Annotated in this window: 29 protein-coding genes and 2 tRNA genes; 17 read left to right on the forward strand and 14 right to left on the reverse strand. The window is 67.5% G+C overall.

All coding sequences use genetic code 11. The features are described 5' to 3' along the window. Positions 1–6: 6 nt before the first annotated feature. Positions 7–1044 (forward strand): adenosine deaminase, encoded by a 1038-nt coding sequence (locus tag M2283_RS24470; RefSeq protein WP_280878483.1) that lies wholly within the window; start codon positions 7–9, stop codon positions 1042–1044. A gap of 52 nt (positions 1045–1096) precedes the next feature. On the opposite strand, the gene M2283_RS24475 is transcribed toward M2283_RS24470, so the two are convergent. The 8 genes from M2283_RS24475 to M2283_RS24510 all read right to left on the reverse strand — a co-directional run bounded on the left by M2283_RS24475 (position 1097) and on the right by M2283_RS24510 (position 6393). Then, positions 1097–2152: a UDP-N-acetylmuramate dehydrogenase gene (locus tag M2283_RS24475; protein ID WP_280878484.1), complete on the reverse strand. Its 1056-nt coding sequence runs from the start codon at positions 2150–2152 to the stop codon at positions 1097–1099. Positions 2153–2656: 504 nt separating this feature from the next. Continuing rightward, positions 2657–4099 (reverse strand): MFS transporter, encoded by a 1443-nt coding sequence (locus M2283_RS24480; protein ID WP_280878485.1) that lies wholly within the window; start codon positions 4097–4099, stop codon positions 2657–2659. Positions 4100–4214: 115 nt separating this feature from the next. Beyond that, entirely contained in the window at positions 4215–4802 is a 588-nt protein-coding gene (locus tag M2283_RS24485; protein WP_280878486.1) for a TetR/AcrR family transcriptional regulator, read from the reverse strand. A 161-nt stretch (positions 4803–4963) separates the two neighbouring features. Next, the gene (locus tag M2283_RS24490) at positions 4964–5392 is read right to left on the reverse strand and encodes a MaoC family dehydratase (protein WP_280878487.1); all 429 of its coding nucleotides are present in this window, start codon (positions 5390–5392) and stop codon (positions 4964–4966) included. Positions 5393–5394: 2 nt separating this feature from the next. Then, a complete protein-coding gene (locus M2283_RS24495) occupies positions 5395–5847 on the reverse strand; it encodes a MaoC family dehydratase N-terminal domain-containing protein (protein ID WP_280878488.1) in 453 nt (150 codons plus the stop codon). 101 nt (positions 5848–5948) lie between these two features. Next, on the reverse strand, positions 5949–6113 hold the full coding sequence (rpmG, locus tag M2283_RS24500) for a 50S ribosomal protein L33 (protein ID WP_003948671.1): 165 nt from the start codon (positions 6111–6113) through the stop codon (positions 5949–5951). 88 nt (positions 6114–6201) lie between these two features. Beyond that, positions 6202–6274, reverse strand: a tRNA-Met gene (locus tag M2283_RS24505). 46 nt (positions 6275–6320) lie between these two features. After that, positions 6321–6393, reverse strand: a tRNA-Thr gene (locus tag M2283_RS24510). A gap of 250 nt (positions 6394–6643) precedes the next feature. Here M2283_RS24510 and M2283_RS24515 point away from each other — a divergent pair. Both M2283_RS24515 and M2283_RS24520 read left to right on the forward strand, forming a co-directional pair. After that, the gene (locus M2283_RS24515; protein WP_280878489.1) at positions 6644–7939 is read left to right on the forward strand and encodes an amidohydrolase family protein; all 1296 of its coding nucleotides are present in this window, start codon (positions 6644–6646) and stop codon (positions 7937–7939) included. A 170-nt stretch (positions 7940–8109) separates the two neighbouring features. Next, on the forward strand, positions 8110–8766 hold the full coding sequence (locus tag M2283_RS24520) for an NAD(P)H-binding protein (RefSeq protein ID WP_280878490.1): 657 nt from the start codon (positions 8110–8112) through the stop codon (positions 8764–8766). A 16-nt stretch (positions 8767–8782) separates the two neighbouring features. Here the strand turns inward: M2283_RS24520 and M2283_RS24525 are convergent, their stop codons facing one another. Both M2283_RS24525 and M2283_RS24530 read right to left on the reverse strand, forming a co-directional pair. Then, positions 8783–8995: a hypothetical protein gene (locus tag M2283_RS24525; RefSeq protein WP_280878491.1), complete on the reverse strand. Its 213-nt coding sequence runs from the start codon at positions 8993–8995 to the stop codon at positions 8783–8785. Positions 8996–9716: 721 nt separating this feature from the next. Further along, entirely contained in the window at positions 9717–10175 is a 459-nt protein-coding gene (locus M2283_RS24530) for an HIT family protein (protein ID WP_280878492.1), read from the reverse strand. A gap of 30 nt (positions 10176–10205) precedes the next feature. On the opposite strand from M2283_RS24530, the gene M2283_RS24535 reads away from it, so the two are divergent. After that, entirely contained in the window at positions 10206–10745 is a 540-nt protein-coding gene (locus M2283_RS24535; protein ID WP_280878493.1) for a TIR domain-containing protein, read from the forward strand. Positions 10746–10795: 50 nt separating this feature from the next. Here the strand turns inward: M2283_RS24535 and M2283_RS24540 are convergent, their stop codons facing one another. Together M2283_RS24540 and M2283_RS24545 are read right to left on the reverse strand one after the other, a co-directional pair. After that, the gene (locus tag M2283_RS24540) at positions 10796–11224 is read right to left on the reverse strand and encodes a hypothetical protein (RefSeq protein ID WP_280878494.1); all 429 of its coding nucleotides are present in this window, start codon (positions 11222–11224) and stop codon (positions 10796–10798) included. Between the two features lie 269 nt (positions 11225–11493). Beyond that, positions 11494–12576 carry a toll/interleukin-1 receptor domain-containing protein gene (locus M2283_RS24545; protein WP_280878495.1) on the reverse strand — a complete coding sequence of 361 codons (1083 nt, stop codon included), beginning with the start codon at positions 12574–12576 and terminating at the stop codon, positions 11494–11496. Between the two features lie 347 nt (positions 12577–12923). Here M2283_RS24545 and M2283_RS24550 point away from each other — a divergent pair, with 347 nt between their 5' ends. Together M2283_RS24550 and M2283_RS24555 are read left to right on the forward strand one after the other, a co-directional pair. Next, positions 12924–13385, forward strand: coding sequence for a GntR family transcriptional regulator (locus tag M2283_RS24550; RefSeq protein WP_280878496.1), 462 nt, complete (start codon positions 12924–12926; stop codon positions 13383–13385). Between the two features lies 1 nt (position 13386). Further along, positions 13387–13953 (forward strand): HD domain-containing protein, encoded by a 567-nt coding sequence (locus tag M2283_RS24555; RefSeq protein WP_280878497.1) that lies wholly within the window; start codon positions 13387–13389, stop codon positions 13951–13953. Here M2283_RS24555 and M2283_RS24560 read toward each other — a convergent pair. Beyond that, positions 13941–14414 (reverse strand): NUDIX domain-containing protein, encoded by a 474-nt coding sequence (locus M2283_RS24560; protein WP_280878498.1) that lies wholly within the window; start codon positions 14412–14414, stop codon positions 13941–13943. The two genes, M2283_RS24555 and M2283_RS24560, sit on opposite strands and share 13 nt — an antisense overlap. 3 nt (positions 14415–14417) lie before the next feature. Further along, positions 14418–15173, reverse strand: a complete 756-nt coding sequence (locus M2283_RS24565) for a helix-turn-helix domain-containing protein (protein WP_280878499.1) — start codon at positions 15171–15173, stop codon at positions 14418–14420. 675 nt (positions 15174–15848) lie between these two features. Between M2283_RS24565 and M2283_RS24570 the strand changes: the two genes are divergently transcribed. From M2283_RS24570 to ssb, 11 genes are all read left to right on the forward strand, one after another. After that, entirely contained in the window at positions 15849–16139 is a 291-nt protein-coding gene (locus M2283_RS24570; RefSeq protein WP_280878500.1) for a hypothetical protein, read from the forward strand. Continuing rightward, positions 16136–16465: a hypothetical protein gene (locus M2283_RS24575; RefSeq protein WP_280878501.1), complete on the forward strand. Its 330-nt coding sequence runs from the start codon at positions 16136–16138 to the stop codon at positions 16463–16465. The genes M2283_RS24570 and M2283_RS24575 overlap by 4 nt, the downstream gene beginning before the upstream one ends. After that, on the forward strand, positions 16465–16842 hold the full coding sequence (locus M2283_RS24580) for an RRQRL motif-containing zinc-binding protein (protein ID WP_280878502.1): 378 nt from the start codon (positions 16465–16467) through the stop codon (positions 16840–16842). Before M2283_RS24575 ends, M2283_RS24580 begins: the two co-directional genes overlap by 1 nt. Before the next feature lie 41 nt (positions 16843–16883). Beyond that, positions 16884–17939, forward strand: coding sequence for a hypothetical protein (locus M2283_RS24585; protein ID WP_280878503.1), 1056 nt, complete (start codon positions 16884–16886; stop codon positions 17937–17939). A 238-nt stretch (positions 17940–18177) separates the two neighbouring features. Further along, positions 18178–18510 carry a hypothetical protein gene (locus M2283_RS24590; protein ID WP_280878504.1) on the forward strand — a complete coding sequence of 111 codons (333 nt, stop codon included), beginning with the start codon at positions 18178–18180 and terminating at the stop codon, positions 18508–18510. Further along, positions 18507–18746, forward strand: a complete 240-nt coding sequence (locus M2283_RS24595) for a hypothetical protein (protein ID WP_280878505.1) — start codon at positions 18507–18509, stop codon at positions 18744–18746. Before M2283_RS24590 ends, M2283_RS24595 begins: the two co-directional genes overlap by 4 nt. A gap of 90 nt (positions 18747–18836) precedes the next feature. Next, a complete protein-coding gene (locus tag M2283_RS24600; RefSeq protein ID WP_280878506.1) occupies positions 18837–20399 on the forward strand; it encodes a hypothetical protein in 1563 nt (520 codons plus the stop codon). Between the two features lie 17 nt (positions 20400–20416). Further along, positions 20417–22582: a hypothetical protein gene (locus M2283_RS24605; RefSeq protein WP_280878731.1), complete on the forward strand. Its 2166-nt coding sequence runs from the start codon at positions 20417–20419 to the stop codon at positions 22580–22582. Between the two features lie 219 nt (positions 22583–22801). Then, on the forward strand, positions 22802–23107 hold the full coding sequence (locus M2283_RS24610; RefSeq protein WP_280878507.1) for a hypothetical protein: 306 nt from the start codon (positions 22802–22804) through the stop codon (positions 23105–23107). Positions 23108–23126: 19 nt separating this feature from the next. After that, a complete protein-coding gene (locus M2283_RS24615) occupies positions 23127–23411 on the forward strand; it encodes a hypothetical protein (protein WP_280878508.1) in 285 nt (94 codons plus the stop codon). Positions 23412–23434: 23 nt separating this feature from the next. Then, positions 23435–23890 (forward strand): single-stranded DNA-binding protein, encoded by a 456-nt coding sequence (ssb, locus tag M2283_RS24620; protein WP_280878509.1) that lies wholly within the window; start codon positions 23435–23437, stop codon positions 23888–23890. Positions 23891–23903 lie beyond the last annotated feature (13 nt).

Below are 23903 nucleotides of genomic sequence, written 5' to 3' on the forward strand. Positions count from 1 at the left end.
CCTCCAATGGAGCGTGTACGTGATGTCTCTGAGCTGCCGAAGGCCCATCTGCATCTGCACTTCACCGGGTCGATGCGGCCGGCGACCGTGCTGGAACTGGCCGACAAGTACGGCGTCCGCCTGCCCGACGCCCTGACCGAGGCGCTGACCAGCGGGGAGCCACCGAGACTGCGGGCTACGGACGAGCGGGGCTGGTTCCGTTTCCAGCGCCTGTACGACGCCGCGCGGTCGTGTCTGCGGGAACCGGACGACATCCGTCGGCTGGTGCGGGAGGCCGCCGAGGAGGACGTCAAGGACGGCTCGGGGTGGCTGGAGATCCAGGTCGACCCGACGTCGTACGCACCGCGGCTGGGCGGGCTGATCCCGGCGCTGGAGATCATCCTCGACGCGGTCGAGACGACGTCGCGCGAGACGGGGCTCGGGATGCGCGTGCTGGTCGCCGCGAACCGGATGAAGCACCCGCTGGACGCGCGCACGCTGGCCCGGCTCGCGGTGCGGTACGCCGACCGGGGCGTGGTCGGCTTCGGACTCTCCAACGACGAACGCCGGGGAATGGCGCGGGACTTCGACCGGGCCTTCCACATCGCGCGGGAGGGCGGGCTGCTGTCGGCTCCGCACGGTGGTGAGCTGACGGGGCCGTCGTCGGTGCGGGACTGTCTCGACGATCTGCACGCGGACCGACTCGGTCACGGTGTGCGGGCGGCGGAGGATCCGCGGCTCCTCAAGCGCCTCGCGGAGCGGGGCATCACCTGCGAGGTGTGCCCGGCGTCGAACGTCGCCCTGGGCGTCTACGAGAAGCCCGAGGACGTTCCGCTGCGCACGCTGTACGAGGCGGGCGTCCCGATGGCCCTGGGCGCCGACGACCCGCTGCTCTTCGGCTCGCGGCTGGCCGCCCAGTACGAGATCGCCCGGCGCCATCACGCCTTCACGGACGAGGAGTTGGCGGAGCTGGCGCGGCAGTCGCTGCGGGCTTCGGCGGCGCCGGCGGATGTGAGGGCGAAGCTGTTGGCGGGGGTCGACGACTGGCTGGCGCAGGGCGTGTGACGGGTCGGGGGGCGCTCTGGGCCTGGGCTGGTTTGGAGGCTGGGCGAGTTCTCTAGAGGGTCACGCCGACCGTCACCGGTTCGTTGACCAGCGTGATGCCGAAGGTGTCTCGGACGCCGGCGACGACCTCGCGCGCGAGGTCGAGCAGGTCCTCCGTGGTGGCGGCGCCGCGGTTGGTGAGGGCGAGGGTGTGCTTGGTGGAGATGCGGGCGGGGCCGGTGCCGTAGCCCTTGGTGAAGCCCGCCTTGTCGATCAGCCAGGCCGCGGAGGTCTTGGTGTGGCCCTCCCCCGCCGGGTACGCGGGCGGTTCCGCGCCGTCGCCGAGGTGCTCGCGCACGCGTGCGTGGAACGCGGCGAACTCCTCGTCGGTGAGGATCGGGTTGGTGAAGAAGGAACCTGCCGACCAGGTGTCGTGGTCCTCGGGGTCCAGGACCATGCCCTTGCCGGAGCGCAGCTTGAGGACGGTCTCGCGGGCGGCCGCCAGCGGGACGCGGTCACCGGGCTCTACGCCGAGTGCGCGGGCGGTCTCGGCGTACTTGATCGGCGCGGAGAGCCCTTCCGCGTCCTCCAGGTCGAAGCGGACGCGCAGGACGACGTAGCGCTCGGGGTCGGCCTTGAAGCGGCTGTGGCGGTAGGAGAAGGCGCACTCGGCGCTCGGGACGGTGACCGTCTCGCGCGCGTGCCGGTCGTACGCGACCACTTCGCTGATCGTGGACGACACTTCCTGTCCGTACGCCCCTACGTTCTGAATCGGCGTCGCACCCGCCGACCCCGGAATACCGGCCAGACACTCGATCCCGGCGAGCCCGGCCTCGACGGTACGGGCGACCGCGTCGCTCCACACCTCACCGGCGGCGAGCTCCAGCCGAGTGCCGTCGAGCGCGAACCCCTTGGTGGCGACGACGAGCGCGGTCCCGGCGAACCCCTTGTCGCCGATCACCAGATTCGAACCCCCACCGATCACCAACAACGGCGTCCCGCTGTCATCGGCCTCCCGGACAGCGTCGATCACCTCGGCGTCACTCGTCGCGGTGACCAGCCGATCAGCGGGACCACCCAACCGAAAGGTGGTCAGCGGGGCGAGGGGGGCGTCGTGAAGTTCCAGCACGCGCTCAAGAGTACGAGACGGGACTGACGGGGGGTGTCTGCGGCGGGGTGGGGCGGCGGGTAGGGGTCGGGTGCCTGCGGCGCCTGTGCGGGATGGGTGGGGGTGCGCGTAGCGCCTTCGCTTGGCGGTGTGGGTCGGGGCCGGGGCGGGGGGTGTCCGTCCTCGGTCCGGTGGCACATGGGGTTTTGGATGTGCCGTGCCTTGACACCGGACACTGCGGGCGGACACCCCCCCGCCCCGGCCCCTTCTCGCCGTGGGCGGGTGCGGGTGTCGTCCCCGGCACGTCCACTTTCCGCTACGAGCGCGTGCCGGTGGCGTCTGGAGCTGCGGGCGGTCGCCCATCCCCGGCCTCCAGGCAGGCCTGCCGCTGGTGCGGCACCCGTCCCAGCGGCAGGCGGCGCCCTGTCAGTGCCGGGCTGCGCTGCCGACCCGGCCTCAGCCTCTGTCTAAGGGCACGCGGAAACGGCCCCGCCCTTCCGGGCGGGGCCGTTTCGTTGAGGGATGTCAGCCTGCGATCGACTCCAGGGCCGGGGTCTGGTCCTCCGTCGGTGACGACTCCGCAGCCTTCTCGGAGCGCCTCGTCGGGATGGCCAGGGCCGCGATACCGGCGAGAGCCACAACCGCCGCGCCAGTGACGAGCGCCGGCTGCAGGCCGTCGACGAAGGTCTGGCCGGACTCGTAGCCGCCCTGGGAGGCGAAGATCGACGCCATGATGGCGATGCCGAGCGCGCCGCCGACCTCGCGCAGGGCGTTGTTCGCACCGGAGGCGATGCCCTGTTCCTTGGGCAGGACGCTGGACATGACCAGGTTGGCCGCCGGGGCGAAGTACAGGGCCATGCCGATGCCGCTGATGATCAGGCCCGGCAACTGGACGGCGTAGGAGGCGTCGGGGGTGACCACTGACGCCATCCAGGCGAGGCCGGCGGCCTGGAGGAAGAGGCCCGTGGCGACGACGGGGCGGCCGCCGATGCGGTCGGAGAGGATGCCGGCGATGGGGGCGACCAGCATCGGCATGCCGGTCCAGGGCAGCATCCGCAGACCCGCCTCGGTGGGCGAGTAGCCGAGGACGCCCTGCATGTACTGGCTGAGCAGGAAGATCGACCCGAACATCCCGAGGAACATCAACAGGCTCGCCGCGTTGATGCCGGCGAAAGCACGCGAGCGGAACAGCCGCATCGGGAGCATGGGGTTCTTGGCGCGGACGCTGTAGAGGACGAAGGCTACGAGCAGTGCCGATCCGGCGAACAGGCCGGTCAGGACCAGAGGGCTGCTCCAGCCGTCGGACGGGCCACGGACCAGGCCGTAGACGATCCCGAACAGGCCGCCGCTGGCGAGCACCGTGCCGGGCACGTCCAGCGGCGCACCGGTGCCGAAGGACTCGGCGAGACGCAGGCGGGCCAGGGGCAGCAGCGCGATGCCGAGCGGAACGTTCAGCCAGAAGATCCAGTGCCAGGAGATGTGCTCGGTGAGGCTGCCGCCGATGAGGGGGCCGGACGCCACTGCGAGACCGTTGACCGCGCCCCAGATGCCGAACGCCATTCCGCGCTTCGCCGCCGGTACGGCCGCGGTCAGGAGGGTGAGGGTCAGCGGCATCATGATCGCCGCGCCCACGCCCTGGACCGCGCGGGCCGCGATCAGGCTGTCGATTCCGGTGGCCATGGCCGCCGCGGCGGACGCGACGGTGAAGACGCTGATGCCGACGAGGAACATCCGGCGGCGGCCGAACCGGTCGCCGAGCGCCGCGCCGAACATCAGGAGCACGGCGAAGGTGAGCGTATAGGCGCTCACGGTCCATTCGAGGTCGCCCAGCGCGCCGCCGAGATCCTTACGGATGGAGGGCAGTGCGGTGGTGACCACGAGGTTGTCGAGGGCCGCCATGAATCCGGCGACGCTGGTGATGACGAGGGCCCAGACGGTTCCCCCGCGACGTGCTGTCTGCTCTGACATCGCTCCCCCAGAGAGTGATCAGTCGCTTAGGTTGAGTCCACGTGATTAGTTATTGATTACTAACTTTCGCGGACATGAAAAGGCGGTGGCGGCGCCTCTCCCGCACTTGCGTGAACTATTCGCTCTGGGTGACCTGCGCGCCCGGCCGGCTCCTGAGCCGCGCCTCCGGACCGAAGCCCTCCCAGACCCGATGCCCAGGTGGAAAACCCATGGCCACCAGGCAGTTGATGAGCATCCCGTACGCCAAGAACGACGTCGTCTCATCGATGTCGGCACCGAACGACAGGCGCAGCGTGTCCCACAGCCGCGACCAGCCCGCCCGCACCTCCTCGCCGAGTTCGAGGTCACCGGCCTGCTCGGCGGCGGCCACGGTGATGTACATCTGCATCTGCATCAGCAGCCGCTCCGGCCGCTCCGCGATGACCTTGCGGTACGTCTCTCCCATGGCCTGCAGGGCCTCTTCACCCTCCAGCCCCTCGGCGGCCTCCTCGAACGTGCGGATCGTGTCCTCCACACACCGCTGGCACACCGCGAGGAACATCGCCTTCTTGCCCGGGAAGAGCCGGAAGAGATACGGCTGCGAGACGCCGACACGCTTGGCGATCGCCTCGGTCGACGTGCCGTAGTACCCACCGCGGGCGAACTCGGCGGTCGCCGCGCGAATGACGCTCTCGCGCCTCTCTTCTGCGCTCATCCTGACCATGTGACGAAGTTAGTGCTCAATCACTAACTACGTCAAGTGTGGATGCGGGATGGATTCGGGCGAGGGGTACGGGGCGGGCGTGAGGTGTCGGCGGTGGGCGAGGTCCGTAAGAGGCGCCCTCAATGGAGTGCGCCCCTTACCGCGCGCCACGCGTGCGTGCCTCAGCCCAGGCGTACGACCGCCCTGGACATGCCCAGCACCTTCTGGCCGGCGCTGGTCGCCGTGAGGTCCACGCGGACCGTGTTGTCGTCGAGCTTGGCGGCGACCTTGCCGCTGACTTCGATGACGGCGCCCTGGTCGTCGTTCGGGACGATGACCGGCTTGGTGAAGCGGACGCCGTACTCGACGACCGCGCCCGGGTCTCCGGTCCAGTCGGTGACCACGCGGATCGCCTCGGCCATGGTGAACATGCCGTGCGCGATCACGTCCGGCAGCCCGACCTCCTTGGCGAACTTCTCGTTCCAGTGGATCGGGTTGAAGTCCCCGGACGCGCCCGCGTACTGGACGAGCGCCGCACGGGTCACGGGAAAGCTCTGGGCGGGCAGTTCGGTGCCGACCTCGACGTCGTCGTAAGCGATCTTCGCCGTCATCGTCACGCCTCCTCTGCCGCGCGGGCGACCAGCTTCGTCAGGGCGGTCACGACGTGCTCGCCCGCCTCGTCGTGGACCTCGCCGCGGATGTCCACGATGTCGTTGCCGGCCATGGACTTGATGGCGTCGATGGTCGAGGTGACGGTGAGCCGGTCACCGGCCCGCACCGGACGGGCGTAGACGAACTTCTGGTCGCCGTGCACGACCCGGCTGTAGTCCAGGCCCAGTTGGGGGTCCTCGATGACCTGACCCGCGGCCTTGAAGGTGATCGCGAACACAAAGGTCGGCGGGGCGATCACATCGGGGTGACCGAGCGCCTTGGCGGCCTCCGGGTCCGTGTACGCCGGGTTGGCGTCTCCTACCGCGACCGCGAACTCACGGATCTTCTCCCGGCCCACCTCGTACGGGTCGGTGGGCGGATAGGTCCGCCCCACGAAGGACTGGTCGAGCGTCATGGCTCGGCACCTCCTGTTGTCTGAACCGGTCGGTAACCGGGGCCGATAACGACACGAGGCCGCCCCCCGACTGCGGGGGCGGCCTCGTGTACGAGCCTGATTTATCGCGTTTCGCGGTGCGCGGTGTGCGCGTTGCAACGCGGGCAGTGCTTCTTCATCTCCAGTCGGTCCGGGTTGTTACGCCGGTTCTTCTTGGTGATGTAGTTCCGCTCCTTGCACTCCACGCAGGCCAGCGTGATCTTCGGGCGGACGTCGGTGGCAGCCACAGGAGTGCTCCTTGACGAACGGATAGGACTATGAACGCATAACAGAGTAGCCGATCGAAGGACCGACCCCGCAATCGGCTACTGTCAGTAGCGGTGACCGGACTTGAACCGGTGACACAGCGATTATGAGCCGCTTGCTCTACCGACTGAGCTACACCGCTGTGATGCGATCAGTTCCCGTCTCGCGACGGGAACCTTTCACACCAGAGCCCCAATACGGAATCGAACCGTAGACCTTCTCCTTACCATGGAGACGCTCTACCGACTGAGCTATTGGGGCGAGCGATGAAGACATTACACGCTCGGCAGCCGTTCACCCAAATCCGTTTCGTGGCCCTCATACAGGCCCATCCCGCCGCTCTCCCAGCGGCCTCCGGAGCCCCTCCGGCCCGTCGGACCACACCGGTACGACTATTGCGCTCCTCCCCGACGCGGGCGGATCACCGCCCTAGGCTCGACTCACTCTGCGTGATCTTGCCTCCCCGGTCCGCAGTGCCCGAGTCCGCGCAGCCCCGAGCCCCTGGAGCGCGATGCCCGACAGCCAGCCGCAGCCGCCCCACTCGTCGTCCTCCTCCTCTTCCTCCTCCGGTTCCTCGGGTCCCTCGGGCTCGCCGGGACAGGGCGACTCGGCCTCCCTGCTGCTGTGCGGGGCGCGGCTGACCGACGGCCGGACGGTGGACGTACGGCTGGGCGGCGGGCGCATCGAGGCGGTCGGTACGGCCGGCAGCCTGGCAACGGACGCCGCTCGGGGCTCCGGCGCACGCGTGGACCTCAGCGGCTATCTGCTGCTGCCGGCCCCGGCCGAACCGCACGCCCACGGGGACACCGCCCTGTCGGCCGACGGCGACGGCCCGGCCTCCGTCGCCCCCGAGGACGTCCAGCGCCGGGCGACCGAGGCGGCCCTGCTGCAACTCGGGCACGGGGCGACCGCGGTACGGGCACACGTGCGCGTGGGTGACGTCCAGGGGCTCGGCGCGCTGGCCGCGGTGCTGCAGGCACGGCGTTCGCTGCGCGGTCTGACGGAACTGACGGCGGTCGCCATGCCGCGGCTGCTGACCGGCGTGGCCGGCGCGGACGGGCTCGCGATGCTCCGGGACGCGTTGAAGATGGGCGCCTCCGTCGTGGGCGGCTGTCCCGATCTGGACCCCGACCCAACGGGCTATGTGGAGGCGGTCCTTGAGGTCGCCTCCGAGCACGGCTGCCCCGTCGACCTGCACACCGACGCCGCCGACCCGGCCCGCCTCGCCCGCCTCGCCGCGATGGCCGGCGGACTGCGCACCGGCGTGAGCCTCGGACCGTGCGGCGGCCTGGACCGCCTGCCCGCCGACGCGGCCCCGCGCATCGCCGACGGACTCGCCACGGCCGGCGTGACCGTGGTGTGCCTGCCTCAGGGCGGCTGCGCCGCCGTCGACCGCCGCGACACGGCTCCGGTACGGCTGCTGCGTTCGGCCGGCGTGCGCGTCGCCGCGGGCAGCGGCGCCCTGCGCGACCTGTCGAACCCGGTGGGCCGCGGCGACCCCCTGGAGGCGGCCTACCTCCTGGCCTCCCGCTACGGCCTACGCCCCGAGGACGCCTACGACGCCGTGAGCTGCTCCGCCCGCACCGCCCTCGGCCTGCCCGAGGTCCGCGTCGAGGCCGGCTTCCCCGCCGAACTCCTCGCCGTCCGCGGCGACCGACTCCCCGGCGCCCTCTCCCTGGCGTACAGCCGCATCGTCGTACACCGGGGGCGCGTGGTGGCACGCACCAGCGCGGTACGCGAGTACTGCAACTCGGCGGCGGCCGCGGAACTGGGGTTGCCCCGACAGGGGCGGGGCGAGGTGTCGTGAGAGGGGCGGGTGCGGCGGTGTGGAGCGCGCGCCGGGAGGTGGACTGGGTGTACGAGCGGGTAGTGCACGCCTCCGGCGCGCGAGCCGCTTACGGATGCTTCCGCGTGCGCCCCTGAGGCGTGGCTCAAGTCGTGCGGCGGATGCGGCCGTCCGGGCGTACGGTCGAAGACATGCGCATTGTCATCGCTGGTGGTCATGGTCAGATCGCGTTGCGGCTGGAGCGCCTGCTCGCCGCGCGCGGAGACGAGGTCGCGGGAATCATCCGCCGTCCCGAACAGGGCGACGACCTGCGGGAGGCCGGTGCCGAACCGGTGGTCCTGGACCTTGAGTCGGCCTCTGTGGAAGAGGTCGCGGAGAAACTGCGGGGCGCCGACGCGGCGGTCTTCGCGGCGGGCGCGGGCCCGGGCAGCGACGCCGCCCGCAAGGACACGGTGGACAAGGGCGCGGCGGTCCTGTTCGCGGACGCGGCGGTCAAGGCGGGCGTACGACGACACGTGGTCGTCTCCTCGATGGGCGCCGATCCCGCGCATCAAGGGGACGGCATCTTCGACGTGTACCTGCGCGCGAAGGGCGCGGCGGACGCGTACGTGCAGGGCCTGAACGCGCTGGACTCGACGATCCTGCGCCCCGGGGCACTCACGAACGACGCCGGCACCGGGCTCGTACGCCTGGAGGCCAGGACGGGCCGCGGCTCGGTGCCACGCGACGACGTGGCCGCCGTACTGGCGGAGTTGGTGGACAGCGTCGCGACGGCGGGCCTGATTCTGGAACTGGTGAGTGGCTCGACGCCGGTGTCGGTGGCGGTCAAGTCGGTGGCGGGGAACTGAGACCGACGGCCAGCCGTTAGAAGAGCGGGAGCTGGCCGGGGAAGTCGGGGACGGTGTAGCCGTCCAAGGACGGCTGCGCGGCGCCGAGTTGCGTCTGGCGGCGCGAGCCGGGGCACGAGACCAGGTCCCCGGTTTCGCGCGCGCCGGGCGGGTCGTGCCGTGCGAACCGTCCGGCGACCACGGCGATCTCGCGCCGGCATTCGGGGCAGCGTCTGCGGGGAGTGGACATGGTGTCAGTGTGCCTCGCGCGGGGGCGCGTTGCGCGTGCGCGCGCCCGAGGCGAGCTCAGTAGCAGCTGGTGACGAGGCCGCCCTGCGGCCCCTCTGCGTGCGGTACACGTACCGGGCTTGCTGGTTACCGTCTCCTCCCCCGGACCGCCTGCCGAGTCGCCCGTTCCGGCGCAGCTGGCGGAGCACGCAAAGACCCCCTCCATTCTGCGTTCCCGCAGTTCGGAGGGGGTCTTTTTCCCGTGTGGCGGCGCCAGGATTCGAACCTGGGAAGGCTGAGCCGGCAGATTTACAGTACCCCCAAGATCACCACTCTTTAGTCTCTCTGACCTGCGGCTTAGTTGTGTCTGTGTGCCGAGCGGGACTGCCTCGTCCACATCTCGTCCTGATCTTGGAAATCTGCGGTCGCGGAGCACTGAGCTTCTTCAACTGCGCCCCGGGAGAGGGAAGGTAGGTCTGTCGTTGACGTACGGGTGACCAGCAGCATTGAGCGCGCTGACTGAGACCGACACCTCAGCCACGTCACCCGATCAGTGGCCGATCTGAAGAAGCTCACTGTTCGCCTGACGCACTCGCTCACGTGAAGGCCCTAGGGCGGCAGCCTCAGTAGTCGTCGTCCCCCTTCGCTCTATCAACAGACCTTCGCGCAGGCGGGGCATACATATTAATGCCCAGTAACTTCCGAAAATGTCAGGATGCTGACCATGCAGCCTGCCAAGCTGTTCACGACGGCAGGTTGAGCCGTACGGCCACCTCCACCCCTTCGCGCACCTCGCTGGCCAGCTGCTCGCGCGCAGCATCTGCCAGAGGCCGCTTCGGGGGCCAGATGTCTCCGACTCTGTCGCCATCCCATCGGGGAACCAGATGCATGTGCAAGTGAAAGACGGTCTGAGTAGCAGCGGATCCGGAGGAATTAATCAGATTCAAACCTTGAGGCTTCAGGGCGATGCGAAGGCCATGAGCAACCCGAAGAGTCGACTCCATAAGACTTTTCGCTGATCCGGATTCGAGATCCCACAGATCCCGCACATGTTTTCTTGGCACTACCAACGTATGACCCAATGTTGCCGGATTGAGCGGAAGGAATGCGACATTTTCCGAGGATTCAAAAACCACTTCAGCCTCGGAGCGCCCCTGAGCAATCAGACAAAAAGAACACTCAGCTGAATCTTCAGCATCCATGACCATGCACCCCTCTCAGGATATCAAATCTTGAGCCGCGCAAAATACAACAAACCATTATACCGCGAAAGTGAAAAAATGAGTCGCAAGGCATTTTACAGCTTCCACTATGTTCGGGACAGTCACCGAGTTGCACAGATTCGGAATGCTGGGGTTATCGAAGGAAACGAAGAAGTTTCAGATAACGATTGGGAGAAAGTGAAGCGGGGTGGCGATGCTGCCATCAGGCAATGGATTGACGGTCAACTCTACGGCAAGTCCGTTGCAATCATCATGATTGGGTCGGAGACCGCCGGTCGAAAGTGGATTAATTATGAGATCGAGAAAGCATGGAACGACAGAAAGGCAGTCTTCGGAATCCACATTCACCGCTTGAAGAACCTGGCCCAGCTTCAGTCACCGAAGGGGGCCAACCCATTCGCTAGCATCCCGCTGACTAACGGAGGCAGACTTTCTTCGCTAGTTAAAACTTACGATCCTCCATACATTGACAGCAAAGATGTATACCGATACATCACGCAAAATATTCCCACCTGGGTTGAGACTGCAATTTCCGACCGGCAAAGATGAGAGCCGTTCCCCTGCCACTACCCACAGTGGCAGGGGAAGCACATTCCGCATTAAAACCAGGCTCGATCTTTAACGACACTGCCGACCAGAAAGACGAGATTCACCAACGCGAGGGTTCCGTAGAAATTACGCATCGTGTGGGATTTGACTACATCCATCCACGGAACGGATGAGTGATAGCTGCCGACATTCATGGAAAATGGCTGGACGGTTGATCCGGGTAGGCGAACTGCATCATAAAGTTTTCTGAAGAGCCGCTCTTGCCGCAGATAGTAGCTATCAAGTAGCCAAAAACCTATAATGGGCAGGAACCCTGTAACAGCCACCTTCCAGCTAAGATCCTTGGACAGTACGGCGAAAAATACCCCCGCCGCAGTCAGAGTCCACCCTTTAATCAAGAATGAACCATTTCCAAGCCTGGTAACAATTGCCTGAATGAATTCTAGATGCTTCACCTGTTGATCAGTGAGCTTCTTCAACTGCGCCCCGGGAGAGGGAAGGTAGGTCTGTCGTTGACGTACGGGTGACCAGCAGCATTGAGCGCGCTGACTGAGACCGACACCTCAGCCACGTCACCCGATCAGTGGCCGATCTGAAGAAGCTCAGTGATTGTAGCGTCTGGATTGGGGTTTACAGCGCTCATTCTCTACTCCTGGGTGTGGATGGGAAAGTTCGCAACTGCCCATGCTTAGGCACAGGTCAGCTGGCCGGCGTTAAAGCGAGCGACCTTCACCCTATCCGGTTGACCCTACAACCCAAGGCGCACCCTAGCTATATCCATTTCATTGGATTGGCGCTCTAGCGCTTCCGGATCAATTGTCATGGTTAGGCTCATTTCGATCTCCAGATGTTGCCCCTCGGCGAGCCGCTCGGGAATAGGGTCTGCTTCTGCCACGAATCGGTCGATGAAGTCTCGAATCTCTTGCAGAGGTTGGTCTGCCAGCCTGGCTGTGGCTTCCACGACTTCTCTCAGCTCTTCTGGGACACCCGCGCCCCGAAGCGTCGAGGCGACATCCATCATCTGCTCGTACATCCCTACCAAGCGAGTGGCGATATGCTCGATCAGTTCAGCATTCCCAGGTTCTCCCATGGCTCCAAAAGCACGCAGTTGCGCTTCGGGAGTAAGCACCTTGAGGATGTTCTTGGGGCCTGCTGCGAGGTCGTCTAGGGAGTTCTGGAGGAACATAAAAACTTGACTGAGGTCATAGTGTCGGCCTGTACGGGTCCCATACCCCAATTCATGGTCTCGCCACTTTGCTTCAAGGGCGTTTCGACGCTGCCAAAGAACACCGGCGTAGAAAAGATACTCCCAGCCGGGGGGACGCTGAGCGAGAAGCTCTCTTTGTTGATCAGGGGTGCGCGGAACACGGAGAATCTTTGGTTCCGGGTTTGTCGCCCCGGGTGCGCCAGAAACCTTCTGTCTAACCAGGGCGACTAGCTGCTCTTGCGAGGTACTTCGAGCGTCGATGTAGCCAATAGTGGGCCGCAATCCGGGCAGTTCACTGTCATCGAGCCTCACAGGAAGGAAGTACGGGTCCTCTTCGGTAAATGCGCGCGCCTGTGCACTCATACGCTCATGCCGCGTCCATGGTTTACTGACATAGTGGAAAGAAACGAATACGATGACAAATCGCGCACGCTTCCGATACACCTCATCCAAGACGACGTATAGATCGCGCCCCCACAGGTCGACAGTAGCGAACTCATCATAGAAGATCTGAACTCCCTTTTCCTTGAGCATCTCAGCGATAGCCTGGACATATTTGCGATCTTCTGCGGCATAAGAGAGTGCGACGTCATAATCAAATGTCTCAGTAGCCAAATTATTCATTCAAGAACACCAGCGCTTTCGGTCGCGGGAAGGATCCGCCCTAATCATCTCAGGCCTAAACGCAGTCGCGCACGACTTCACGGGAGGTCCTCATGGTTGATGCCAAGATCCACTCATGCCCGCGCCAAAGACGACTGGGTAAGTGAGCCCCGTTCCTGCCAGCCGGTAGGCACCTCCAGCCAAGGCGACCGCCTGGGAGGCCCCAGGGGTTCTACGGCGTGAGCGCTGCGAACGGTGGTCTGAGTGCCAGGTTCTCCGGAGTGAGCGGCCTAGTCCGGGCCCTCCGCAGCAATCGCGACTCGTGGGAGTCTTGGAGGTGACAACGGGCAAGCGAAGAGGGAGAGCGAGTGTCGCAGCAGGCCAACCCTCGGGGAACCTTCCTGAAGATTGCCGACGCGGTAAAGAGGCAGATCGAGGACGACCCCAACCTGACGGAGCTCCCGTCCCTGGCTGAAGTCATGCGTGTTCACAAGGTCTCACGCGGGGTTGCGCTCCGCGCGTTCGGCGTGCTGCGGCAGGAAGGCATGGCCGAACCGTCACCGGGTGAGTGCTGGCGCGTCGTGCGCTCGGGAGCACGGGTCGACCGGCGCCCGCTCGATGAGCGGATCGCCGACATCATCAAGGCTGAGGAACTCGAAGTAGGGGAAGCTTTCCCGAGCGCTTCCACTCTGGCCAATCGGTTCGGGGTTTCACGACCCACGGTGACCAAAGCGCTGGAGAAGTTGGAGACCGCCGGCGTGCTGGCGGGTGGCGGACAGGGCAAGGTGCGGACTGTCCGTACTGTGCCGACGCGAGAGGAGCGTTCGTAGCTTGCCGACGTTGACGGAGTGGGCCTATCCCCTGGCTGAGTCGCTGCTCGCCGAGCCGCTTCCGCGGCGCTGGAACCACTGCCTCGGAGTGGCCGAGAGGGCGCGTACGATCGCGCTCGTTCTTGACCAGGACGCGGACCTGTTGGAGGCCGCGGCGGTGCTGCACGACATCGGCTATGCCCCGGACCTGGCGAAGACGGGCTTCCACCCGCTGGACGGGGCTCGATACCTCCGGGACGTGGCTGGCGCCGACGAGCGGGTCATCAACCTGGTCGCTCACCACTCCTGCGCATGGTTGGAGGCGGAAGCCCGCGGCATGCGTGAGGAGTTGGAGGGCGAATTCCCCCGCGAGAGTGCGCACCTGAACGATGCGCTCTGCTACTGCGACATGAACACCACGCCGGACGGCACGCCCACGAACCCGATCGATCGGATCAACGAGATCGCCGGGCGGTACGGGCCAGAGAGCTTGATCGGGCAGTTCATCCGCCGGGCCGAACCCGAGATCTTGGCATGCACATCGCGCGTGCTTGAACGCGTCGGCGCCGCCAAACGTCAGCCGATGTAGGGGGTCAGTCGCGTCCGGTCCATGGCGTGCTCGATTCGGAGCCGCATCGTTGGGTGCACGTCCAACGTCGTCAGGTCTGCCGGGTCGACCCAGCGGACCTGAGTCGTCTCGTTGCTCGTCCGGAGTTCACCGCCGACCGGCCGCGCGCGGAAGCAGATACTGAACTGCTGGCGCACCTCGCCGTCGTCGTACTGCATCACGTGACCCGGGTCGGTGTAGATCCCGGACATGTCGACGACTTCGGCCTTGACGCCCGTCTCTTCCCAGACCTCGCGCACCACGGTGTCACTGATGGACTCGCCTACGTCGTGGCCACCGCCGGGCAGGGCCCAACGACCGTTGTCCGACCGCTGGATCATCAGTACCTGTCCCGCATCGTTCTGCACGAACGCCACGACGGAGGGCACCACCGAGTTGGCTGACGGAGCGTCGGGGTCGTGAAGGTAGTCGATGCGTCCCATGGCTCATGCTCCTGTGATGTCGTGTTCGGTCACTGGCCTTGCGCCTTCCCAGGTCTGCTGCACGCTATTGGCGAAGGTGTCGAAGAGCCCCGCCCCCGGGAGTCGCCGTAGGTGCAGAACCGGAGCCAGGTAGGCACCGATGCCGTACACATGCGTGTTGACGAGCATCTCGTCATCCACACGGTAGATCGAGTTGTAGAGCACGGTGTCGTGCAGACGGAACGTGATCTCGGGGTGGCTGGTGAACAGAGGGCTGTAGTTGACCAGAGCGTTGCGGATCTTGCCGTCCATAATGCGGTGGCCTTCGTCGATGCCGCGCCGGATGACGGCCTCGCACGCAGGATCGCCCATCAAGACGCGAATCGCGACGCCCTTTGATTTCGCCTTCAGGACCGACATGAAGCGCGGGTCTTCCGCAAGTCCGATGCCTGCGTAGACAAGGATGTCGATGCGTTCCTGGGCACGCTCGCACATCTTCCGCCACAGGTCGGTCGGTACGACATGGCGATGCGGGTAGACCGTGATGATCTCCGCTCTGCTCAGGTCAGTTGCACTGTCGAGCGATCGCGTGTCGTCCCACAGGGTTGTCACGTCGACGTTCAGCACAGACGCCGTGGCGTACTGGTGACGCCGATAAGGGACCTTGCCTTGCGTGATCCAGCGTTCGACGGTCTTCGGGTTGACCTCGATCTTTTCCGCGAGCTGCTGAATGGTCATGTTCTGCGCTAAGAGGGCCGACCGCAGACGCTCGTTGGACATCTCCACCCCCGATGGGACGTCTAGGGACCTCTTGAAGGTAACCAGATCAACCTGAGCTGTCCATGCATGGGGTGACCAACTCCCCTGACCTGCACCGATTCTGATGGTGCACCAACAAGTTCCGGTGCGAAGCCAAGAAGTTCGGCCGTCGCACTTGACGACCCCCCATGCAGTACCTGTAAAACAGGTACTGCATCACGAACCACCCCGCCGGACCCGCTTACACGCGGTTCGAGCGGCACGGGAGACGTAGAAGTCCGTCGTCTTCACGGATTGATCGGTGTCATCGGCTAAGCCGTTGGTCTGACCCTCGGGCGTAGACCCAGGAACCGGATCAGCGGGGACCCCGGTGATTGGGCTGCACCCGGTCCATGACAGGTAGCCATTCCAGGGAGATCAACTCAGCGAGTGACGACTGAGTGACGCGGTCACCGACGCGCCGGCCAAGGGAGGCGGAGCAAGGCGCACACGGAGCCGCGAGACGACAGTGACGGGCTTTCCCGTCACTCGTCATGCGGGCAGGGCGCCGGCTTCAACGTCGGTGGCCTGCTCGTTTGATGAGCACTTCGAAGGTTCTACCCGCACCCGCGCGGTGCGGTTCCCCTTCCTGCGGCCCGCGTCTGTTGAGGCATCTCCGGACGTGTTGTGGCCGCTCCACTGTGAGGAGAGATCCCCGTGAAGTACATCGTTGCCGGCCATCAGGCCGTCACTGAATCGGAGTTCGCGGAACTGGCGCTGGGCACCCCCGTTGAGCTGTGGCTCGGGGTCGACGGCGAGAGTACCGAGGAGCGAGCGGCCCGCCTGGACGCGGCCCGCGACATCCTCACCGACCCTGAGTTCCGCAGCCTGCCCGACGACCTGGTCCGCCTGGCCGCGCAGGTTGTCGAGACCCACCCGGACCTGTTCAACGTGGTCCCACTCGCCCGCCCCGCCCGCCGTTCGGCACGCAAGGGAGTTGCGGCATGAGCGACGCGTTGACGCTGGACGAGCTGTCCGTGCCGCTGCGGGCATTGCGCCTGCTCGCTGTCGACTTCGGGCACCTGCCGGCGCCGGCCGTGCATGTGACCACGATCTGGCCCGACCGGCTGAAGTTGGACTTCCATGACGACTTGGCCGGCTTCGAGTCCTGGCGCGAAGCGCTCGGCATCGCCCCGGACGCGGTCACCCATGGGACGCAGAGCGCGGGCCGAACACGCGTCCTGCGCATGGTGACCGAGTACGGAGGCGCCACGCTGGAGTTGGTCGGCTACGGCCACATTCCTGTCCCTGAGCCGGTCGGAGCGTCGGCCTGATGGCCGCGTGGGGCAAGTGCATCGACCCCACCGGTGCCCGGCACGGCATCCCCACCTTTCCCTGGCGATGCGCCCCTGACGGGCTGGCCACCAGACGGCAGTTACGGGCCCGTGGCTTGCGCCCCGGTGGTCAGCCGGTCGTGGGGCAGGTGCTCCGGCCGCGGTATCGGCGCGGGCCGCTGGTCGCCTACCTCTACCGGCTCGACAAGGCCAAGCCCGTGCGGCCGATGACGCCGGCGAAGCGCCGCGCGCTGGAGTGCGCGATGCGCGCCCGGCGGACCTGCCCGCAGTGCCGCACCGACGCCGGATACGTCATCTCCATATCGCTGGGGGTGTGCGTCCCGTGCGCGTATCCCGAGGACCAGTGCGCCGCCTGACCGGCCTGGTCGGGCGGTATCTCCCTGTGAAGGAGCACGTTGTGAAGCATCCCCCGGAAAGGGCCCTGAGCTGGGGCCAGGTACTCGTGTTGGGTGCTGCCGCGTTGCCCATGGTCGGCTTTGGTGGCCTGGGTGCGTGGGGTACCTACTCCAACATCACGTCCGTGTTCCACCGGTCCGCGACCGCGCTGGGTGTGGTCGCCGCGGGTGAGGGCGCCACCCTCGTTCTCGCGCTGACCCTGGTCGGGCTGACCATGCTCGGTCAGTCTTCCCCCGCGGCCGTGCGGCTCGGGTTGTGGACGCTGCCCGCGCTGGCTTCCGTGACCGGCGCGGTGATCGCGCCGACCGGAACGGAGTCGGTGGTGTTCGCCTTCACCCCCATGGCCATGTGCGTGGCCGCGGAGGGCATGGGCCTGCTCGCCCGCCGGATCGTGGTGTTTCGCACCGGAGTTGATGCCGAAGCGCAGCGCCGCAACGCCGCGGTCATGCAGCACCTGGCCTACCACCGCGCCCGCGCCGCCAACCACCCCGACAACAAGGCCCGGAAGGCTTCGGAGTTGGAGTCGTGGAAGCTCGCGAAGAAGGTCGGCACCGGTGACGCTCTGCTCGGGGCGCATCTGGTCGACGTGCAGCGCGAGCGGATGACGGCGGGCGCGGACGCTGCGCTTGCGGGCATGTTTGCCCTGCCCGTCACACCCGCCGTCACGGCCGTGACGCCCACCCCGCAACCCGCCGCGCTCGCGGCCACGACCGAGGACAGTGTCACGCCCCCCGTGACGGAGGAAGGCACGCAGGTCACGCCCGTCCTCGCGGCCGTTCCGCCGGCGCGCGTCACGCCCGTGACGCCGCCGGTCGAACCGCCCGTGACGCTGGAGGAGTTGGCGGCCGTAGCCGCGGTGCCGACGCCGGCGCTCGGGGAGCCGCTGACGGACGCGCAACTCGTTGTCGTGCTGCGTCACCTGCGCTACCTGGACGACCCGCCGCTGTCCTACCGCCAGGCCGTCGCCGCGTTCCGCGAGGCTGGCTTCGTCGGCGGCGAGCAGCGCGTGCGCAAGGCGTGGGGCTCGCTGATGTCCCACGAGGAAACCGAAGCCTGACCGACATCCGGCACACATCAATGAAGGCCAGCCCACGGCAATTGGGCTGGCCTTCGTCGCGACTGCCGGAGCAGTCGACCGCACCAGTGAAGCAGACCCGGTGAGCGCCGGCGAGCGGCACCTTCGCAGACCCGGAGCAGACCCGGCGAGCTGACCAACACCCCGGCAGACAGACAGTCGTCCGCCCGGGGTTCAGCACGACGTCTCAAGTCCTGCTCTCTGGAAGGGAACTTCCCTGGTGAACACCTCATCCATCCACCGCCGACGCTTCGCGCTGTCGGCGATCGTCGCCGCGAGCGTGGCCCTGTCCGCCGTGATCGGGGTGCGCCTGTCCGGCTACGGCGTGCCCCTCGCGCTGTTGCTGGCCTGCTGTTTGTCCTGCCTGGCCACCTTCTCCGGTCTGTTCTTCCGCGTGGTGGATGCCTGGTCGACGACCACCCACCACTGCGCCGCGGCCGGCTGCGACTTCCAGGTACGCCTGACCCACACGGCCGCCGCGGAAAACCGGCACTGGCAGGAGATCGCCGCCGCCCACCCCGACCACATGGCCGGCTCGGGGAGCGCGCTGTGAGCACTGCCAACCCGACGGGTGCCGGCCAACAGCGCGGGCAGGACACGCATTTCTGGGTGTTGTCCGTGGACAAGCCCGGAATGGCCTCGGCCACCCGCACCGGCACCTACACCCCGCCGCCCGGCAGCACCCGGGCGAACGCCTACCGCGAGATCTACGAGTACGTCACCGCAGGCGACCCATATCTCCGCGGCGCCACGGTCGTGTTCTTCTCGCTGGAACCCAACCAGCTCTGACCAGCCCGTTTCCCATACGCAGGGCCCGGACGCTCAGCCGTCCAAAGCGCGCATCCGGGCCCTGCCTCCCCATAAAGGAGTGCCCCCAGCATGACCGACACGACCACCGAACCGGTAGCCCCGCCGGCTACCACCCCACCCCCGCCAGGACCCTTGCCGCCCGGCGAGCAGGCCACCACCGCGGCCGTTCCCCCGGACCTTGCGCACACCCCCGGCGGAATCCCCGTCCTGCCGCTGGCCCTGTCCGGCACCAACAGTGCGGTCGGCGCGGTCGGTGCCGTCGCCCTGGTCGGCGGTGGACCGATCGCACTGGCTGTGGCCGCGGGCGGCGCCGCCGTCCTGGGCACCACCGCCGCCCTCCGTGCCCGCCGCCGCAACTCTGGTACAGGCAGGGGCAGTCGGCGTTCCGCCGGCTCCAACCGGCAGAGCCGCGCAAGCCGCACCACCCGCTCGCCCGCATCCCGCACCGGTGGCGCTTCCGGCCTGTTCGCCGGCGGTCGCGGACGCGGGATCGGCTCCAAGTCCCGTAGCGGTAAAGGTGCGTTGGCATCGGGGCTGCGCTCCGGTCGTGGCGCGGCGGGCCGTCACGCCGGACGTCATGCCTCCCGCCCCGGCACCGCATCGACCGGCGCGAGCCGTCATGGTGGCGGTGGTGGGCGTCTTGGACAGGTGCGCGCGCTGCGTCAGAACAACCGGGCCCAAACACCGTCCCGTTCGGCGGCACGCCAGCAGACCACCGCGGCACGTCGGGCTGTTGCCGACGCCCGCCGCGATGCCCGCACCGCAACCCGTGCGGCCAAGTCGGCTGCCTCGCGCGGCCGGTTGGGTCGGGCGGGTGGCTGGGCTGCGGGCAAAGCAGCATCCGGCACCCGCGCCCTGGTCAACAAGGCCCGCGCTCTGCGGGACCGGAACACCGCTGGTCAGGTGGATGCGAAGCGCGATCAGGTCCGTAAGGCGCCCGCCCGGCGCAAGGCGCGCTGGGGGCTGTTGAAGTCCGCGGCCCGCTTCCAGGGCCGCCGCCTGCTCTCCGCGCTCGCGGGCGGCGCGGCCGGCGTGCTGGGCTGCCTGACCACCCCGCTCGGCAGGAAACTCGGCTGGCGAGCACTGATGCACCCCGGCAGGCGCCTGTACCGGCGCCTGGTGCAAGCGGCGCGCGAGAAGCGGGCCGCCCGCGACGAGCAGACCCGGGCCACCCGCGCCGCGGAGGAGGCCGCCGCCGACGCGGCCGGCGCGGGCGAGATCGGCGACCGCGTGCAGCGCCCGACCCACCTCATTCCCGTCATTCCTGGTCAGGAGGCTATTCACGTGTCTGGTTTCAAGTTCGAAGAGGCCGCGGCCGAGATGGAGAACGCGGCCCGCACCTACGAGCCCGACGGCAACATGGAAATCCTCACGATGATCGACAACCTGCCCACCGCGCTGCTGTCGGTCGCCAACACCTTCCGCATCCTGGCCGAACGCTCCGACCAGGAATTCGCCTTCGAGAAGGGCGTCGCCGACGCCTTCGACGACATCCACCGCACCCTGCTGAACGCGGTCGACTCCGGCGAAACCCTCGTGCCGCTCTTCCGCGACGTCCACGCCGCGGACATCGCCCGCCACGAAGACCCCCGCAACGGCACCGACGCCGAGAAGGGCTGGAACGTCCCGTGACCGCCACCGAGGCCACCATGAACAAGCAGACCAACAGCACGAACGGCACCTCGAAGCCGAAGAAGGCTCAGGCTTCCCAGGGTGGTCCGGTGTGGGATTGGGCAGCCGGCCACGGACCCGTGACCGGTGCCCTGTCCGCTACTACCGGCATGTTCGCCGTGGCCACTACCGGCACCGCTACCGGCATGCCGCCCGGTTGGGCACTCGCGGTGGGTGCGGCTGGCGCGCTCGGGCATGCCGCCGCAGGCATCCGGCTGCGCAACGCGGGCCGCACGATCGCGGCGCGGGCCGCTTCGTGGCTGGTGGGTGCGGGCTGGACGACGTGGGCTATGACGCATGGGCCGCTGACCTGGCAGGCGCTCGGCTCCCTCGCTGTGATCGGTGTCGGCATGGGTACTGCGACTCGGTCGACGAACCTGTACGAGGAGGCTCGCGAGGAAGAGGCGATCGCGGCTGAACAGCAGGCGGTAGCTGCGGAGTTGTCCGCGGAACGCCGCGCGACCGCAGAGGAGTGGGTGGCCCGGATCGAGCGGATCTGTGGCATCCGGCTGCGGGTGCTCGCCGTTGAGAAGTGGGCCGCGGGAACCGGGTTCACCATCGACGCGGAACTGCCCGGCGGCGCCACCTTCGACCTGATCAGCAAGCGGTCCGCGGCACTGTCCGCGGATGCGCAGTTGCCGCACGGCTGCACCGTCGCCGCCGGCCCCGGTATCCACCAGGGCCGTGCGCTGATCGATGTGGCCACGGTCAACGTGCTTATGGATGAGCGCACTTACCCCGCCGACTACACGCCGCTTTCGGTGCACACCGGCATCCCGTGGGGCTACCGCTCCAACGCCGCCGAGATCCTCGCCTACCTGCGCGAGCAGTGCGCACTCGTGGTCGGGCCGACCGGATCGGGCAAGACCAACATGGTCCACATCATCCTGGCCGGCTTCGCCCGCGCCACCGACGTGCTGCCCTGGGTGATCGACCTCAACGCCGGCTCCGCCGGCCTGCCCTGGGTCCTGCCCGCCCTCACCCACCAATCCGCCCCCGGCGAGCGCCCGATGCGACCCGGGGTGGACTGGCTGGCTTCCACCTACGAGGAAGCCCTGCTGATGCTGGACGCCGCGCTGGCCGTGGCCCGGCATCGCAAGACCGCCTACCAAGATCTGATGCACCGCAACAACACCGACTTGCTGCCGATCAGTCCCGCGATCCCGCAGATTGAGCTCCTGATCGACGAGGGTGCGGAGATCCTGGTCAGCAACGACCGGCGCATGCGCAAACTCGCGGACAAGATCTTGGAAGTCATCCGCATCGCCCGCTCCATGGGCATCCGCACTGTCCTGACCGCGTTGGGAGCCACCGGCAGCGTGCTGGGCAACCTCATGATCCGCCGTGAGGCCAAGGTGCGCGTCGCGCTCACCGGGGGCGAGACGGAAGGCATGGATCTGTCGAAGATGTTCCCCGGCTCCCGCGGTCTGCGTGTCGAGCAGGCCCCGTACAAGGGGGCGGGGTTCATGGGAACACCCGAATCGCCGGCCGCGTTGTTCAAGACGTGGCGGATCCTCCCGCACCAGATCCGCGAAATCGTAGCCGCGACCAGTGAGCGGCATCCGGTACTCGACGCCGTGTCCGCCGTAGCCGCGGGCGACGCGTACGCGCGCCGCTGGGACGCCGGGCGCATCGCGTGGATGGGTCACCCGCTCATCACCACCATCGCCCCCGGCACCGGCACCGGCACCGGCACCGGGAGCGACAATGGTCGGCAGGGACTCAACCTGTCTGCCCTGCACGATGGTTCGAGTGACGCGTCTGTCGTTGGCCCGGGGTCGGAGGTGGATCGACTCGCGGATGCGTTCAGGCGCGAGATCGACGAGCGCTTTGCCACCGCCCCCGAACCGGAGCACCCGCGCGGTGAGCGTCCGGGGTTGAACCTGTCCGCGCTGCGCGACGACGACGAGCAGGCGCCTGCCCCGGAGGACGTTCCGAGCGCGGGGCCGGATTGGTTGCCGGACGCGATCGCCGCGCTGGCCGACGCCGGCCCGACGGGCATGAAACCGTCCGCCGTAGCCGATCACGTCCGTCGGAGTCGGCAGGCCGTGCGCGACGCACTCAAGGCTGCCGCGGAGCGTGGGGAGTTGGTCTACCGGGACAACGGACCGCACTCGGTCTACGTCCACCCCGACCACGCCTGACGCTCACACACGGCTACCGACTACTGGCTAGTGACAACTTGCCACTAGCCAATAGAACAGCCCGCTACTGGCCACTAGAGGCTTCAACAGGGCTTTCCGGGTTGCCAGTAGCCACTAGCCGGTAGCCACTACAACCACACACCGTCACCAGCAGGCGCCCGCCCGGAACACCTCCCGGCGGGCGCCCGCATATTCCGGCATGCCGGAAGGGAGCACCACATGCACCGCACGGATCCGCCCGGACACCTCGCCCCGCACATCCCCGCCGACGTCTACCACCGCGCCCAAGCCACCGGACAACCCGTCGTCATCGTCATCCACGACACCACCCCGGCCAGCTTCCCCTGGCAGAAATTACTCATCCCGCTCGCGATCGCCGGCGCTGCCACGCTCGGCACCTGGGGTGTGGTCGCCGCGCTGTGCTGGCTCATGGACGTCGCCGCGCACACCGCCACCGTCATCGCCGGCGTCGCCGGACCGATCGGCGCCGGCGGCATCACGCTCAAGCTCTTCGCGAAGAAGTAGCCCAGGAAGGCCAACACCCGTGATCCGACTGCGCATTCAGGTCTCCCACCGGCTCGGTCGGTGGCTGGTCCTGACCGACACCCCGCACCCCGACTGCCGCGAGTGTGAGGGAGACGGCGGTATCGAGTACCCCTACGGCGACGACGACGGCGAGTACGCCGGCAGCAACTGGGAGCCCTGCGGGTGCTGGAACGAAAACCACCGCTGGCGCCTGCTCCCCCTGCCACGCCTTCCCCGCCTACTGCGCCGCCGCGGCCGTGACCCGTGGGGCCCCCACGGCTACAGCAACGAACCGCCCTTCTAACCCTGCGAGATCAGGAGACAAGCATGTCGTTCGGAGAGACCCCCGTGACCCTGGTCGGCAACCTGACCGACGACCCCGAGCTGAAGTTCACCGACGGCGGCGCCGCGCTCGCGAAGTTCACCATCGCCGTCACCCCGCGCACCTTCGACCGCACCGCCAACACGTGGAAGGACGGCACCACCGCCTTCTACCGCTGCGCTGCCTGGCGCACGCTCGCCGAACACGTCGCCGACAGCCTCAAGAAGGGCTCGCGCGTGGTCGCCTCGGGGCGGATGCGCCAGCACGACTGGACCAACGAGCAGGGCGAGAAGCGCTCCATGCTCGCCGTCGAAGTCGACGACATCGGCGCATCCATCCGCTTCACCACCGTGAGCATCAACGCCAAGCCCGCCGCCGCCAACGGCGCGGCCGGAGGCGACCCATGGGCCACGGCCAACACCCCGGCTGCCGGCGGAGCGGACGCCGAACCGCCCTTCTAGCTACACCCGGGGC

Origin of the sequence: Streptomyces pseudovenezuelae, assembly GCF_029892565.1 — a bacterium.
GTDB classification, from domain to species: Bacteria; Actinomycetota; Actinomycetes; order Streptomycetales; family Streptomycetaceae; genus Streptomyces; species Streptomyces pseudovenezuelae_A.

Bases quoted from the DNA above. Each gene is read 5' to 3' on its own strand.
- M2283_RS24470 (WP_280878483.1), top strand. From the start codon at position 7: ATGGAGCGTGTACGTGATGTCTCTGAGCTGCCGAAGGCCCATCTGCAT.
- M2283_RS24480 (WP_280878485.1), bottom strand. From the start codon at position 4,099: ATGTCAGAGCAGACAGCACGTCGCGGGGGAACCGTCTGGGCCCTCGTC.
- M2283_RS24485 (WP_280878486.1), bottom strand. From the start codon at position 4,802: ATGGTCAGGATGAGCGCAGAAGAGAGGCGCGAGAGCGTCATTCGCGCG.
- M2283_RS24490 (WP_280878487.1), bottom strand. From the start codon at position 5,392: ATGACGGCGAAGATCGCTTACGACGACGTCGAGGTCGGCACCGAACTG.
- M2283_RS24495 (WP_280878488.1), bottom strand. From the start codon at position 5,847: ATGACGCTCGACCAGTCCTTCGTGGGGCGGACCTATCCGCCCACCGAC.
- M2283_RS24515 (WP_280878489.1), top strand. From the start codon at position 6,644: ATGCCCGACAGCCAGCCGCAGCCGCCCCACTCGTCGTCCTCCTCCTCT.
- M2283_RS24520 (WP_280878490.1), top strand. From the start codon at position 8,110: ATGCGCATTGTCATCGCTGGTGGTCATGGTCAGATCGCGTTGCGGCTG.
- M2283_RS24525 (WP_280878491.1), bottom strand. From the start codon at position 8,995: ATGTCCACTCCCCGCAGACGCTGCCCCGAATGCCGGCGCGAGATCGCC.
- M2283_RS24530 (WP_280878492.1), bottom strand. From the start codon at position 10,175: ATGGATGCTGAAGATTCAGCTGAGTGTTCTTTTTGTCTGATTGCTCAG.
- M2283_RS24545 (WP_280878495.1), bottom strand. From the start codon at position 12,576: ATGAATAATTTGGCTACTGAGACATTTGATTATGACGTCGCACTCTCT.
- M2283_RS24560 (WP_280878498.1), bottom strand. From the start codon at position 14,414: ATGGGACGCATCGACTACCTTCACGACCCCGACGCTCCGTCAGCCAAC.
- M2283_RS24565 (WP_280878499.1), bottom strand. From the start codon at position 15,173: ATGTCCAACGAGCGTCTGCGGTCGGCCCTCTTAGCGCAGAACATGACC.
- M2283_RS24575 (WP_280878501.1), top strand. From the start codon at position 16,136: ATGAGCGACGCGTTGACGCTGGACGAGCTGTCCGTGCCGCTGCGGGCA.
- M2283_RS24580 (WP_280878502.1), top strand. From the start codon at position 16,465: ATGGCCGCGTGGGGCAAGTGCATCGACCCCACCGGTGCCCGGCACGGC.
- M2283_RS24600 (WP_280878506.1), top strand. From the start codon at position 18,837: ATGACCGACACGACCACCGAACCGGTAGCCCCGCCGGCTACCACCCCA.
- M2283_RS24605 (WP_280878731.1), top strand. From the start codon at position 20,417: ATGAACAAGCAGACCAACAGCACGAACGGCACCTCGAAGCCGAAGAAG.
- M2283_RS24610 (WP_280878507.1), top strand. From the start codon at position 22,802: ATGCACCGCACGGATCCGCCCGGACACCTCGCCCCGCACATCCCCGCC.
- ssb (WP_280878509.1), top strand. From the start codon at position 23,435: ATGTCGTTCGGAGAGACCCCCGTGACCCTGGTCGGCAACCTGACCGAC.